At 47.0% G+C, this 13,662-nt stretch carries 13 protein-coding genes and 1 tRNA gene; 1 reads left to right on the forward strand and 13 read right to left on the reverse strand.

Annotated features, from left to right (window positions below; translation table 11 throughout):
* Window positions 1–71: 71 nt before the first annotated feature.
* The 4 genes from V7O64_RS09975 to ilvE all read right to left on the reverse strand — a co-directional run bounded on the left by V7O64_RS09975 (window position 72) and on the right by ilvE (window position 4,422).
* On the reverse strand, window positions 72–1,163 hold the full coding sequence (locus tag V7O64_RS09975; RefSeq protein WP_407355255.1) for an OBG GTPase family GTP-binding protein: 1,092 nt from the start codon (window positions 1,161–1,163) through the stop codon (window positions 72–74).
* 64 nt (window positions 1,164–1,227) lie between these two features.
* Window positions 1,228–3,141: a molybdopterin biosynthesis protein gene (locus tag V7O64_RS09980; protein ID WP_407355256.1), complete on the reverse strand. Its 1,914-nt coding sequence runs from the start codon at window positions 3,139–3,141 to the stop codon at window positions 1,228–1,230.
* A 10-nt stretch (window positions 3,142–3,151) separates the two neighbouring features.
* A complete protein-coding gene (locus tag V7O64_RS09985) occupies window positions 3,152–3,400 on the reverse strand; it encodes a sodium:proton antiporter (protein ID WP_407355257.1) in 249 nt (82 codons plus the stop codon).
* 143 nt (window positions 3,401–3,543) lie between these two features.
* The gene (gene ilvE / locus V7O64_RS09990) at window positions 3,544–4,422 is read right to left on the reverse strand and encodes a branched-chain-amino-acid transaminase (protein ID WP_407355258.1); all 879 of its coding nucleotides are present in this window, start codon (window positions 4,420–4,422) and stop codon (window positions 3,544–3,546) included.
* 160 nt (window positions 4,423–4,582) lie between these two features.
* On the opposite strand from ilvE, the gene V7O64_RS09995 reads away from it, so the two are divergent.
* Window positions 4,583–4,657: transfer RNA gene (locus tag V7O64_RS09995), tRNA-Arg, on the forward strand.
* A 67-nt stretch (window positions 4,658–4,724) separates the two neighbouring features.
* On the opposite strand, the gene cofE is transcribed toward V7O64_RS09995, so the two are convergent.
* The 9 genes from cofE to V7O64_RS10040 all read right to left on the reverse strand — a co-directional run bounded on the left by cofE (window position 4,725) and on the right by V7O64_RS10040 (window position 13,571).
* Window positions 4,725–5,516 carry a coenzyme F420-0:L-glutamate ligase gene (gene cofE, locus V7O64_RS10000; protein WP_407355259.1) on the reverse strand — a complete coding sequence of 264 codons (792 nt, stop codon included), beginning with the start codon at window positions 5,514–5,516 and terminating at the stop codon, window positions 4,725–4,727.
* Window positions 5,506–6,762 carry a phosphomethylpyrimidine synthase ThiC gene (gene thiC, locus V7O64_RS10005; protein ID WP_407355260.1) on the reverse strand — a complete coding sequence of 419 codons (1,257 nt, stop codon included), beginning with the start codon at window positions 6,760–6,762 and terminating at the stop codon, window positions 5,506–5,508. Before thiC ends, cofE begins: the two co-directional genes overlap by 11 nt.
* Window positions 6,759–7,679 (reverse strand): methylenetetrahydrofolate reductase, encoded by a 921-nt coding sequence (locus V7O64_RS10010; protein ID WP_407355261.1) that lies wholly within the window; start codon window positions 7,677–7,679, stop codon window positions 6,759–6,761. Before V7O64_RS10010 ends, thiC begins: the two co-directional genes overlap by 4 nt.
* 75 nt (window positions 7,680–7,754) lie before the next feature.
* Window positions 7,755–8,372, reverse strand: a complete 618-nt coding sequence (locus tag V7O64_RS10015; RefSeq protein WP_407355262.1) for a methylenetetrahydrofolate reductase C-terminal domain-containing protein — start codon at window positions 8,370–8,372, stop codon at window positions 7,755–7,757.
* Complete coding sequence (gene folP / locus V7O64_RS10020; RefSeq protein WP_407355263.1) at window positions 8,369–9,604, reverse strand: dihydropteroate synthase; 1,236 nt, start codon at window positions 9,602–9,604, stop codon at window positions 8,369–8,371. Before folP ends, V7O64_RS10015 begins: the two co-directional genes overlap by 4 nt.
* An 88-nt stretch (window positions 9,605–9,692) precedes the next feature.
* Window positions 9,693–10,553, reverse strand: coding sequence for a bifunctional methylenetetrahydrofolate dehydrogenase/methenyltetrahydrofolate cyclohydrolase (locus V7O64_RS10025; protein ID WP_407355264.1), 861 nt, complete (start codon window positions 10,551–10,553; stop codon window positions 9,693–9,695).
* Window positions 10,554–10,603: 50 nt separating this feature from the next.
* Window positions 10,604–11,839 (reverse strand): serine hydroxymethyltransferase, encoded by a 1,236-nt coding sequence (gene glyA / locus V7O64_RS10030; protein WP_407355265.1) that lies wholly within the window; start codon window positions 11,837–11,839, stop codon window positions 10,604–10,606.
* 78 nt (window positions 11,840–11,917) lie between these two features.
* Window positions 11,918–12,529: a phosphoribosylglycinamide formyltransferase gene (gene purN, locus V7O64_RS10035; RefSeq protein WP_407355266.1), complete on the reverse strand. Its 612-nt coding sequence runs from the start codon at window positions 12,527–12,529 to the stop codon at window positions 11,918–11,920.
* 73 nt (window positions 12,530–12,602) lie between these two features.
* The gene (locus V7O64_RS10040) at window positions 12,603–13,571 is read right to left on the reverse strand and encodes a transcriptional regulator (protein ID WP_407355267.1); all 969 of its coding nucleotides are present in this window, start codon (window positions 13,569–13,571) and stop codon (window positions 12,603–12,605) included.
* Window positions 13,572–13,662 lie beyond the last annotated feature (91 nt).

Consider the following 13,662-nt stretch of genomic DNA (forward strand, 5'->3'; position numbering starts at 1 on the left):
TGTTGCGGATGTTCCAGCAGAATAAATGCATAATAATACTTATTTGTTATGCAGCAAAGCCGGGTTTTTAATCACATTGCGATGATGAGTGTGAGAAGATCCCTGTCGTCAAGGACGTGATCCAGACCTGCTCTCTGGCCGGGGTGTTTTGCGGATGTGCCCCATACTTGTGAATATCTGAACTTTCTCTTGAAATCACGGTGCAGGTGATCACAAACATCTCCCACTGTCGTTCCTTTACGCACGATAAGGGGCTCTTCCATATCAGCAGGTCCGCCCTGGGGTTTAAGATAAATGCGGATAAAATCCAGTGCCTCATATATCAGATCCTTGACAGCCTCAAGGTTCTCCTCCTTGTCAGCCGATATATATGTGGCATGAGGATATTCTTCCTTGCATTTCTTCAGCACATACTCATCTGCCATATCCACTTTGTTCACAACGACAACAGCGGGGATGTACACCCTGTTACCCATTATAACATCGATCAACTGGTCAACATCGATGGGCTCCCTGATGAGGACATGCGCATTGTGTATCTTATATTCGTTAAGTATTGCCTTGATGAGATCCTCTGTAAGGTCCAGTTCCTTGGTACTGCTGATGGTGACGCCACCACGGTCCTGCCTTTTGATTACAACATCAGGTGCCTTCTGGTTCAGACGCACGCCGGCATCGTACAGTTCCTGGGTGAGGACGCCGTGATGGTAATTCTGGAACACATCCAGCATAAAGACCACAAGGTCACAGTTCCTGACAACTGAAATGACTTCCCGTCCGCGGCCTCTCCCACTGGCTGCGCCCTTGACCAGTCCGGGTACATCAAGTATCTGTATGGTTGCGTTATTATGTTCAAGCACTCCGGGAATGACATCAAGGGTTGTGAACTCATAGGCACCCACCTCTGAATTAGCACCTGTTAGCTTGTTAAGTAAAGTTGATTTTCCCACAGATGGAAATCCTACAAGCGTTACCGTTGCATCTCCTGACTTTCTCACGGAGTATCCTTCGCCACCGCCCTTGCTTGCAGACTTCTTGACAACCTCATCCCGCAGGCGGGCCAGTTTGGCCTTCAGCTTCCCTATATGATAGGATGTTGCCTTATTGTAGGGAGTCTTTTTGATCTCCTCTTCTACTTCCTGTATATCCTCATGTATTCCCATTTGCAACCTACCATAACGTCAAGATAAAAAAGATTTTCCCGAATATCAACGACAGGACTTAAAGTCAAAAGGATGATATTATCCTGCCGGTCATCTCATAGGTGTACATTCCGGGGGGAAGCCTCTTTGAGAACTCTTCGCAGCTCAGAGCATCCAGGAAGACCCGTATCTCCTTTATATCCAGGAGATCTTTTCTTATCACAAAGTCAAACTCATCTTCTGCAACAGGGATGAACTCAAGCCCTGCCTCATCAGCTGCTGCCCGCAGTCCAAATCCAACATCTGCCCTTGCACTCCTGACAGTGTCGCAGACTGACCTGTGGGTCTTTGAGCCGGAATTATAACCGTTTATGTTCTTAATGAGTTCATTTCTGGTGGTGCCCATCTTTGCGGCCAGTATCCCAAGTTCCCTTTCCAGCAGTGCCCGGGTTCCTGAGCCGCGGTTCCTGTTGATAAGCCGCACACCGGTGATCAGGTTCTCAAGTCCATGGACCGGGTTGTCAGCAGCGAATATAAGGCCTTGCTCACGCCTGTATCCTTTGACAAGTACCACATCTTTAAGGTTCATTTTCGCAAGTACCGATGAATTGAAATCACCTTGCGGGTCGACCATATTAACACATGCAATGTCTGCAGTCCCTCCGGATATCGCTGTAAATCCAGCACTTGATCCCATGTTCAAGGTCCTGAAAACAAGCCCGGTCATCTCCTCCAGCAGATCGGTCCCCGGGCATTGCCCGCCGACAAGCATAAGGTCCGGGCTTGTGACGTTGCCAAACATGGTGACCTCAACCTCTGAGCCGGCTTTGATATACTCTGTATGTGCCCTTATCTCAATGATCCCGTCTGCATCCGAAAGTGTGGTGATGGCACCGGACGTCTTATCTGCAGGATACACTTTGCCCCGCACCAGGCCTACCGGGAACAATTCCTCCCTTCCTCCTGAACGGATGCCTGTACCCATTACGGCTCTGACCTTTGTCTTAAAAGATGGCCGCACACCCAGTGAATTGTGGATAATGGGAGCAACGAATTCATTGAATATGCTAAGAGCAGAGGTCGGATTTCCGGGTAACCCGATGGTTGGCACATTGTCTATCATCCCAATAACCACAGGTTTTCCCGGCTTAATGGCAATGCCGTGTGTAAGGGTCTTGCCCTTCTCCTCGATTATCCTGTACATGATATCGCCAACACCTGCAGAAGTGCTCCCGGATGTCAGGACGATGTCACATTCCATGATGGCCCTGTCAAGAGCCTCTTCCATCAGTGCCGCATCATCCGCAACTATGCCGTATATTTTTGGAGTGCCTCCGCATTCCTCTATAGCCACTGAGGTAGCATAAGAGTTAGCATCATATATCCTGCCGGCTTCGATCTTTTCGCCGGGTCTGATTAGTTCATCGCCTGTTGAAATTATGCCCACGAGCAGTCTTTTTACAGGTACCTCGCTCATACCAATAGAAGCAAGCACACCGATCTCCCGTGACCCAAGACGTGTGTTCTTCCTGAGGATCCTTTCACCTTTCATGATGTCAGAGCCTACGCGCATGATATTCTCACCGATGTGCACAGGCTGGTAAACCAGGAGAGAATCACTGCTTTGCTTTGTATTCTCCACCATGACAACAGCATCTGCACCATCGGGTATGGGTGCTCCTGTAGATATTTCGATAGCTTCCCCGTCATCAACAAAAAAATCATCTGCACAACCCGCAGGAATGGATGCTGTGCATCGCAGTTCACATGGCTGTGGCTCACTTGCCTGGTATGTGTCTTTTGCCCTGACTGCATACCCATCTTTGACAGAACGGTTGAAAGCAGGTACATCCACATTTGAAAATATGTCTTCTGCTATTATATGCCCTGCAGCTTTTTCAATAGGTGTTTTTACGGTTTTTGGTGTAACCCTTATCTTTCCAACCAGTACCCTTGCATCCTCTACGGATGTCAGTTCTCTGAATTCCTTGCGCTGCATTCCAGTCGGCTTATTCTTTGTCGATATAAGCTATAAGCGTTTTGTTAAGCTTGAATACCCTTGAAGCCACATACCACAATCCCATCAGGTACACTATCCATGTTGCAATGGAAAGTAATTTAAGATTATGTGTTTCATCCAGTGCTTCAAAGGTTATCACAAGCGTGACCGGCATCAGAAGCAGGATTGCCATCACCGAGTCGTTAAGGTACTTCAGGTTCTGTAATATAAGTTTGTCCTTTTCTCCGGTTTTTTCCATTCTGAAACCTCGATGTTTATTATAATGAAGTAATTGAATATAATATTATTGTTATATAATTGCACGGGGTTCAGGGACGTGGATTTTAAAACAGGAAATTAAAAAAGAAATGAAGAAAAAAGGTGAAGAATGCTCTCTTAAGATCAAGGATAAATAGGTGTGCCTGTTGTTGTGGTAATTCTTTCAAAGGCCTCAACCATCTGTTTGGTAATAGGTCCTGGTTTCCCGTCGCCTATGGGCCTTCCGTCAACCTTTACAAGAGGTGCTGCTTCAGCTGCTGTTCCTGTGACGAAGATCTCATCAGCGGTGTACAGGTCGAACATTCCCAGATTCTCAACATGAGTCTCAATTCCCAGTTCTGCCAGCAGTTCAATTGCGGTAGCTCTTGTTATTCCCTTCAGGTTATTGATGGTCGGAGGGGTATAGACTTTTCCGTTCTTGATGATGAATATATTGTCCCCTGAACCCTCTGAGAGGTAACCGTTGCGGTCAAAGAAGATTGCTTCATCGCCACCTTTCTCATTTGCCTCTATTTTTGCAAGGATGTTGTTCAGGTAGTTCAGTGACTTGATATTCGGGGAAAGTGCATCACATGAATTCCTCCTGACAGAGACAGTGACTCCGGTGAGGCCGATCTCATACAGGTCGCCATACATTGCACCCCACTCCTGGGATACGATGAATACATTAGGCTTTGGACATTTCCTGGGGTCAAGTCCAAGATCCCCGATGCCTCTTGAAACTATAGGTCTGATGTAGGCATCTGTAAGATTGTTCTTTCGGAGCGTTTCCAGGATCGCCTCTTCCATCTCCTCCTTGGTCATCGGTATGTTAAGAGCGATCGCCCTTGCAGAGTCATAAAGCCTGTCAACATGCTCACGTAACTTGAATACACGTCCGTTGTAAGCTCTTATTCCCTCAAAGACACCATCCCCATACAAAAAACCGTGATCGTATATGGAGGTCTTGGCTTCTGATTTCGGGACAAAGTCTCCGTTGTAATAAATCAATAATTCACTCATCTGTAAAGCCTCAGCGTTGAAATAGTTGTTAGTGTTCATGTCAAACTATTATATATTTGTATTCACAAGAACATTTAATATTATATGCATATGTTGCCCCCTCCTTACAAAAGGCTTTTATGCTTGAAAACCTATTTCACACCCCAGCCAATCCTTACGCGGTCCCGTGGCTTAGCCAGGATATAGCATCGGGCTTCTAACCCGAGGGTCGGGGGTTCGAATCCCTCCGGGATCGCTTATCATCTTCTTGCTTGTCCTCTGTGTGCCTGCATATACGAAGAATCAGCAATCATAGAACTGATTTATTTGTTTTTCCTTATATTGCTGTAATACATACACTCATCCCTGCTGAACAATGGCATTTCAATGTCATCATCCATTATACTTACAGGGGCACCCCTTACAAGCACTGCAGGCACACTTTCTCCTGCCTCTCCCATAAGCAACTGGGCGGCAGATACAAGATTATCAGCCACTGCCTTGCGTGTGATCCTCATTTCTTTTCCGAACAGGTCCAGTGTACCCCTGGCATCCTCCACAGGGACGATTCCCGAACTTCCAAGGGCGATCCCGACGCATCCAAGACGCAGTGGCTGTGTGCGACTGTCTCCGATTATAACTCCTACCCTGCATTCACAGTGCTCTTTTATTTCCCTGCGGATCCTTGCAGCACTCTTCTGCGGGTTCTCCGGGAGGAGGACCACATACCCCTGGGGTGCATTAGAACCATCTATACCGGCATTTGGAGCCAGGGTGCCCTTTGTGATGGTAAGTGCAGCTCCGCAAACCCCTCCGAATATTTCATCACATTCCTGCAGTATAAGCTCCATCTCCCTTGCATCAAGCTGGTATTCCTCTGCCATCTCCCTTGCCTTTTCCCCGGGAACTATATCATCAAGACAGACCAGGCGGTTCTCAGATGTTGCCAGTGGCGACTCGGCAATGATAAGGACATCGTTTTCACGGAATTGTAATCCCTGTTTCTCCATCGAGTCGATTAGTACCTGTACTATATTGTCACCAGGCTCAATAAGTGGGGTCTTTATACCAAACATCTGCAAGGAAGGCTGGCAGGAAGTACGATCATTGTGCATTATTATCTCCTTCCAGGTAATCCTTCATTATCTTGATTGCGCAGTAGTCTCCACACATAGAACAAGGCCCTTCCTCAGGACACATCTGCGCAGGTCTTTCAGGATCTATAGCAACCTGCGCCTGACCTTTCCAGTCAAAAGAGGCTCTTCTCTTTGCAAGCATGAGGTCACTGTCATTTAAACCGTATTTCATGGAGTCTCCTATGTGAGCTGCTATCCTGAATGCAATAAGTCCTTCTCTGACCTGCTGGGGATTGGGCAGGGATAAGTGTTCTGCAGGCGTTATATAGCAAAGATAGTCTGCACCTGCTCCGCTTGCCATGCTTGCACCCACAGCGCCTGCTATGTGGTCATACCCAACGGCAAGATCCGTTGGCAGAGGCCCTGCTACAAATAAAGGAAAATCCGCCTTTTCCTTGTATAAACGCACAGAATCCGGAATATCTGATGCCCTGATATGTCCTCCCATGCCATTGATAATTACCTGTATTCCCATCTCATTGGCTCTTTTTGCCAGGGAGGCATTCGTTTCTATCTCCATTAATTGCGCACTGTCCCTTATGTCATGGACACATCCGCTTCTCATGGTGTTTCCCAGGGATAGTACGACATCTTTTTCCTTGAGTATCCCAATTATCTCATCGAAATGTTCCGTGAAGGGGTTCTCACAGTCGTTGAGCAGCATGAAAGTGCTGGTAAATGACCCTCCTTTGGATACCATGCCCATTACCCTGGCCGAACCTTTCAGTTTTTCAAGCATTCTCCTTTCAACACAATGAAGGAGCACTGAGCTTACACCTTCATCGATTTGTTTTTGAATGTATGACAGGATATCATCAATGGTGACATTATCCATTCCACATTCAACAATGGTCTGGTAAATGGGAACTGTAGTAACCGGAAGTCCTGTGTTCTCAAAAACCATCTTCCTGATGGCAGAAATGTCACCGCCCATTGAGAGATCAGTAATCGTTGATGCGCCGTATTTTTGCGCGACTATCACTTTCTCTATCTCAGATCCAGGGTCAATTGCAGCAGAGGATGTTCCCATGTTCACATTGATCTTGGTGGTAGCACCCTTGCCTATGGCAACAGGAGGGCATCCGGTGCGTGTCATTATCACAAGACTGCCGTTTGCAACTCTTTCCAGAACAAGTTCTTCTTCAATTCCCTCAACCCTTACAACTTCTTTCATCTCTGCTGTGAGGGTACCATCCTTTGCATGGTCTACCTGCGTTTTCTTCATTTTTTTATCTTCCCTGCCCCAGCCATTTTAAGTATATCTATCGTATTCACATGGTTGCCTACAGGCATTATGTGAATTCCCCGGCACATCCTTTTTAGCTCGCGGATGGCTTCAGCACAAATGCAAATACCTTCTTCTATGGGCTTTTCGGCTTTTTCCATCCGGTATATGGTTTCATCAGGTACATGGATGCCGGGAATGTTGTTGTTCATAAAAAGTGCCATATTCGCGGATCTGAGTGGAATGAGCCCGGCAATTACCGGTACATCGATATCATCCGCATACTCCATGAAGGCTTCGAATTGTGTGATGTCATAAACTGCCTGGGTCTGCATAAAATCGACCCCAGATTTTACCTTTTTCCGCATTTTCATCATCTGGCCGGCCTTTAAAGGATCCGTATTGGTAACCGCGCCAACAACAAGGTCCGGCAGATGTCCTGTTTTATTCCCTGCCAGGTCATAACCTTCCTTCATCCTTTTTATCATTCCCAGAAGCTGCACAGAATCAAGATCATAGACAGGTTTTGCCCGTGGATGATCTCCTTTTGTGGTGTGGTCCCCTGTCATAACACAGACGTTCCTTATACCCATTGCGTATGCTCCAAGCAGGTCGGATTGCAACGCAAGCCTGTTCCTGTCCCTGCATGTAAGCTGCATGATCACCTCGTGACCTGCATCCAGCAACGTTTTGCTCATAGCAAGCGGACTCATACGCATGACTGCTCGCTGGTTATCGGTGACGTTCAGGGCATCAGCAAAGCCACGGATAAGTTCTGCATCAGCAAGTGCTCCTCCCATGTCTGTTCCCTTAGGGGGGCATATCTCTGCTGTTATGAGAAAATCCTTTGATCTGAGTTTGTCTTTGAAGGTCCGGGACATCTTAGGGTAATATGCAGGTTTGATTTTTAAAATCATCGCGAAAATAGTTTCTGCAATTTTTGATGTATGTGCTGCATGTATGCCAATAAATTCTATTATCCTGCAGAATGATTAAATGTCAGATGGTGTTTCTTCAGCAAGCCACACCTTTTCCATCAGGTCCGGCCTGCCCATCTTCTCCAGCCTGCTGCAGATCCTGTCCCACACACAGTCCTTTTCAGTATCGACCTCACATTTCCCGTAAAGTGATCCCCCGCATGGGCCATTGAGGAGCTGTTTGGGGCACTGTCCCCTGGGACAGATACCACCGAAATAATACACCGTACAATCACCGCACATGGCACAGAGCCGGGGTATCACTTCTCCCTGTGAGCGTCCACCCAGGGATTCGGTATTATTTGAGGGGTAGACCGGGATATCTGTCACCCCGGCTATTATGGATACACCACTGCCGCATGCCATTACAAGGATAGCTTTTGCCTCTCTTATAGCAGGGTTCTTTTCAACAAGGGAATCAAAGGATGCCACACTGCAGGCGGCGCTTGGGATGACCCATCCAACAACATTCTTCCCGTTAACCTCAAGGCGCTGTTGCATCATGTTCACTTCCGGCTCGCCGCCAACATGCAGCTTTGCAGCACAGGCATTGCAGCCGATGATGAAGATATCATCTTCATCCTTCAGCAGTTTTAGTATCTCCTCAAAAGATTTTGCTGATGAGATTATCATAGTTCCCTCTGATATCGCTGCTCCACATCCATGTCATTCTCAAGTGCTTCAGCTATCATCTCTGCGATGAGCGGAAGATTGCGTGCCTGGTATGAGAGTTTGCTGACAAGTTTCTCAAACTGCAGCAGCGTGCCTATTATGAGCAGCTCTGTCTTCTCCGTCTCGTGGGACACAGCATCCCTTTCAAGGGCAGCATCACCCCCTCTTGCCAGCATCTCCTGCTTGATTATCAAAGCCTCGGTTGTGCTGATATTGTTTACACGTATCACCTTGCTCACGGTCTTGTTCTTCATGACCCTGGCACCAGTGCCTGTGACACCCATACTTTTCATGAGATATACGGCATCATCGGGATGGGTAATGTCTGTGATCTCAACCCCAAATTCACCGTTCATCACAACCGACCGTCTTCTTCTCATTGCCATTGCAACTTCAGCTACGTCCTTTGTCTGGGGGATGTCATGTGTTCTGATGATGTGTGCTCCTTTGTGCACTACGATCGCTGTTGCTGCAAGGCTGCCATATAATCTTTCAGCCGCAGGTTTGTGCAGCACAGCATCAATGCATGATTTCCGTGAAATGGCTGCCAGAAGTGGCTTTTTGAACACCCTGAGGCTCTCGAACTGGTCTATGGTCTCAAAATCATATATTGGGTCTTTTTCAGGTACCCACCTGCCAATCGCAGGGTCCAGTATCAGTTTATCTGTATCTGTTCCCCTGGAATCGGCCCTTTCGATTATTGCTGCCAGTGATCGCATAACCGCATCCATACCAATTGGGTCACCCGGAAGCTTTTCAGATGCCATGACAACAGCAGGACAATCATAGTCCTTCATCACATCAAGCATCCCGGGGCTGGTTGTGAAGCCGGACACATCGTTAATGATATCAGCACCATGTTTCAGGGCTTCTTGTGCAACACTGGCATATACCGTATCAACGGAGATCAGCGCATCCACATTACCATCCAGGGCCTCAAGGGCAGGGAGCATACGGTTAAGTTCTTCTGCTTCGCTTATCACAGGTTCTGCAAGAGGCCATGTGGAACGGGCACCTATGTCTATGATCGTCGCGCCGGCATCAGCCATTCTCCGGGCCACCTCAAGAACAGAATCATTACCAACAACAGAACCCTTGTAAAAGGATTCCTTGCTAAGGTTGATCACCCCCATCAACCTCACAGGGTGTTCATCACCAACCTTCAAGCCGCATATGTCAACATCAACAAGCATTATTCAACCTGGCAGTATCATTCAGGGTTAAGTATGTTAAATCACTGGGATAGAATAGTATTCGTTCGTTAAAATATAAAAATGCTTATCAGGCATTGTCAGCTGCCATAAGCACATGTTCCATGAGGATGGCTATGGTCATGGGACCTACACCGCCAGGCACAGGTGTTATGAGCGAGGCTTTCTTTACCACATTATCAAAATCAACATCTCCGTAGACCTTACCTTCTTCTTCAGTTATGCCCACGTCAAAGATAACTGCGCCTTCCTTTACCATGTCTGCTTTTATAAGGTGCTTCACACCTGTACCCACCACAAGTATGTCGGCATCAAGGGTGAACTTTTTCAGGTCATCCGTGAAAACATGACATACAGAGACAGTTGCATTCCTGTTGATAAGCATTGCTGCCATGGGTTTGCCCACCACGTTACTGTGTCCCACGACAACAGCGTGTTTACCTTGTATTGTAACATTGTACTCTTCAAGTGCCCTTATGACTCCTTTAGGGGTGCAGGGTACAAGCCCCTCTTCTCCGATGAGGAGTTTACCCATGTTATAGGGGTGAAACCCGTCGGCATCCTTTGAAGGGTCGATGGCAAGCATTGCAGCCTTGTCATCAAGATGTGCAGGAAGCGGTAACTGGAGAAGGATGCCGTGTATGTCTTGCCTTGAATTGAGTTCCAGAATACGCTGCATGAGTTCCTCCTGTGTTGTGGCCTCTGGCATATCATGGTCCTCTGCATGTATGCCAACCCTTTCACAAGCCTTGTGCTTGAGGCGGACGTACATCCTGGATGCAGGGTCCTCGCCCACAAGTATTGTGGCAAGTCCCGGGATAATTCCCTTCTCTCCCTTAAGCCTGTCAACTCCCTGCTTTACCTGCTCTTCCACTTTCTTTGACAGGCTTCTGCCATCTATCTTCCTGGAATCGTAGTTCTCTTCTGCCATATGCAAGCACCTGTGCAATTTTCCAATAAAGGAATGACGTTTGTGTTAATTTATCTGTATATGGGGAATCCGCTGCAAAGCTGCTCAACATCGGAATTGACGCTGTTAAGTACAGAATCATCGTTAAGATTGCTGATGACCTCTGTGATGAAGCCCGCGATCTCCTTCATTTCTTCTTCTTTCATTCCCCTGGTAGTTGTGGCCGGTGTACCGATCCTTATTCCGCTGGTTATGAAAGGACTTCTTGTCTCAAAGGGGATGGTGTTCTTGTTAAGCACGATACCTGCTTTGCTCATAGCGGCTTCAGCCTCTTTTCCTGTTATCCCGAACTTATTTAGGTTTATGAGCATAACATGGTTGTCAGTTCCACCGGAAACGATGTCAAATCCACTGTCATGGAGTTCTGTTGCAAGCACATCTGCATTTTTCACAGTCTGATGCTGATCCGCCTTGAACAGTTCACCCATGGCTTCTTTGAATGCAACGGCCTTTGCCGCAATAATATGCATGAGAGGTCCTCCCTGGATTCCCGGGAACACGGACTTGTTCAGTTCCTTTGCATGTTCTTCTTTGCACATTACCATTCCTCCCCTGGGACCCCTGAGGGTCTTGTGGGTCGTGGTTGTGACAAAGTCTGCATAAGGTACCGGGCTGGGGTGAGCACCTGCAGCTACAAGTCCTGCAATGTGTGCGATATCTGCAAGCAGGTATGCTCCAACCTCATCAGCTATGTCTCTGAATGCCTTGAAATCAAGTGTCCTTGAATAGGCAGAAGCACCACATACTATCATCTGCGGCTTGCTCTCTTTTGCCATCTCCATAAGTGCATCGTAGTCAAGAGCCTCTGTCTCTTTGTCAACGCCGTATGGTACTATATTGTATAGCTGCCCTGCAAAGTTCACAGGACTGCCATGCGAAAGATGGCCTCCGTGTGTAAGATCCATTGAAAGTATGGTGTCCCCGGGTTTAAGGACCGAAAAATAACATGCCATGTTGGAACCGGAACCGGAATGTGGCTGGACGTTCACATGCTCTGCACCAAAGATCGCTTTTGCCCTTTCAATGGCAAGATCTTCTGCAATATCCACAAATTCGCATCCCCCATAGTAGCGCTTTCCTGAATATCCTTCAGCATATTTGTTTGTCATTACAGAGCCCTGTGCTTCCATTACTGCACGGCTTGCATAGTTCTCCGATGCTATCAGGTTCAACTTGTAATCCTGGCGGTTTGCTTCCAGCCTCAAGGCCTCTGCAATCTCCGGGTCGATTTCTGAGATATAGGACATTGTTACCAACCGTTATTATTTGATAGTGATATGTTCGTATGCTCCCGGATCTTCCGGGAGATAATTGGTTAATGTTAGCTAATTTATGTGTACTACAATTCTACCTTCCACTTTAAGTTTACCCTCAACGAATAGTCTGACTGCTTCGGGGAGTATCCTGTGTTCCTCTATAAGTATACGTGCTGCAAGGTCATCAGCAGTATCGGTGTCAAGGACAGTCACACATCTCTGGAGGATTATAGGGCCTGTATCCATTCCCTCATCTACGAAATGCACTGTGCATCCGCTGACCTTCACGCCATAATCAAAAGCCTGCTGCTGTGCGTGAAGTCCCTTAAAAGAAGGAAGAAGTGCCGGGTGGATATTTATTATCCTGTTGCGGTATGCAACTATGAGTTCCTTTCCTATAAGACGCATGTACCCTGCAAGGAGTATCAGGTCGGTATCGTTGTCCTTAAGGACTTCCATCATTTCCTTTTCATACTCATGCTTGCTTGCGTAATCCGATGGATCTATAAAAACATCGGTAATACCGTGCTTACGGGCGCGTTCAAGTGCATAGGCATCTCCCACATCGCTGATCACAACAGCTATTCTTGCATCCCTTATGTATCCGCTTTCGATATTGTCGATCACTGACTGAAGATTGGATCCTCTTCCTGAAACAAGTACTGCGATGTTGGTAGTCATTGCTAGTTCTAAAAGGGATTTCTGTATATTAGCGTTTTGGGATTTATCTCAGACTGCCAGGTTATAAATTGGATCACAGGTCTATTCTGTGTTTCTTGGTCCGTTCATCGATAAGCTCCACAAGTTCATCACTACCTGAAAGCTTATCCAGCTCCCTCTTCTCTATAAGTACAGTGTTCTCAACAGTTTCGGATTTGATCTGCCCGTTTATGATAAAAACAGATTTTGTCCTGGTTACACCCGATATACTGCTCATGAGATCTGCACGTTTTATCATTGCAGTGCTGTAGGTGCTGACACCTGTCAGCAGTGTATCTGATGTGTCTTTTGAAATGGCTTTGAAAGGTGCCTGACTTGTTGACATGATCTGATAGCCCAGAGCATAGAGCATGCCCAGGATGCCATCGTCAGGTTGTGTATCAGACATCTTCTCCTGAGGTCTTTCAATATTCATGTCCTTGTCAAAACAGCGAAGTATGTCTATGGATTTTGCCAGTGCCACATCAAGGAGTTCCTCAAGCTGGAGGACTATGTCTATGGAAGCATCCATTCCGCCTTCCTCATACTTGCTAATGGTCCTCCTGGAAACTCCCAGCTCAGTGGCCAGTGCTCCAAGTGACATGGCAGTCCTCTTGCGGGCCTCTTTGAGAACATCACCATCTATTGAAACATAAAGTCCTCCGGGAGCAGCCGACACAAGGGGAGGCACCTCCTCTACAAAATAGTCATAAAGGGTCGGTACATTGACAGCAGGGATGTCATAGCGCATATAAACCACATTGTCTTCCAGCATCTGGTCCCTGGTCTTTGCACCTACCAGTACGGCAGTTCCCCCCAGGCACCTTGCAAGGCTCTTCATCTCCTTTGCAGTTTCCTCGTTCAGGCCGTCAATATTGTACAATACCTTACAAAAAATGAGCGTTTCACCTTTCCTTGCTGCAAGATCAAAGCTCCTTGGTCTTATATTGCACCTCTTTGATACAATGAAGCCTGCTTGCTGTAATACATCAACTATCTGATGTATAAGGATCTCTTTTGTCATTAGTAAATAGCCATTGTTTGCACATCTATATAAATATGTTCTTCACCTTTCCTTCCATTGGCATTGACTGCTCATTTGCCTGGCGCCTCTA

It is taken from the genome of Methanolobus sp. WCC5, from assembly GCF_045690325.1.
Lineage (GTDB): Archaea > Halobacteriota > Methanosarcinia > Methanosarcinales > Methanosarcinaceae > Methanolobus.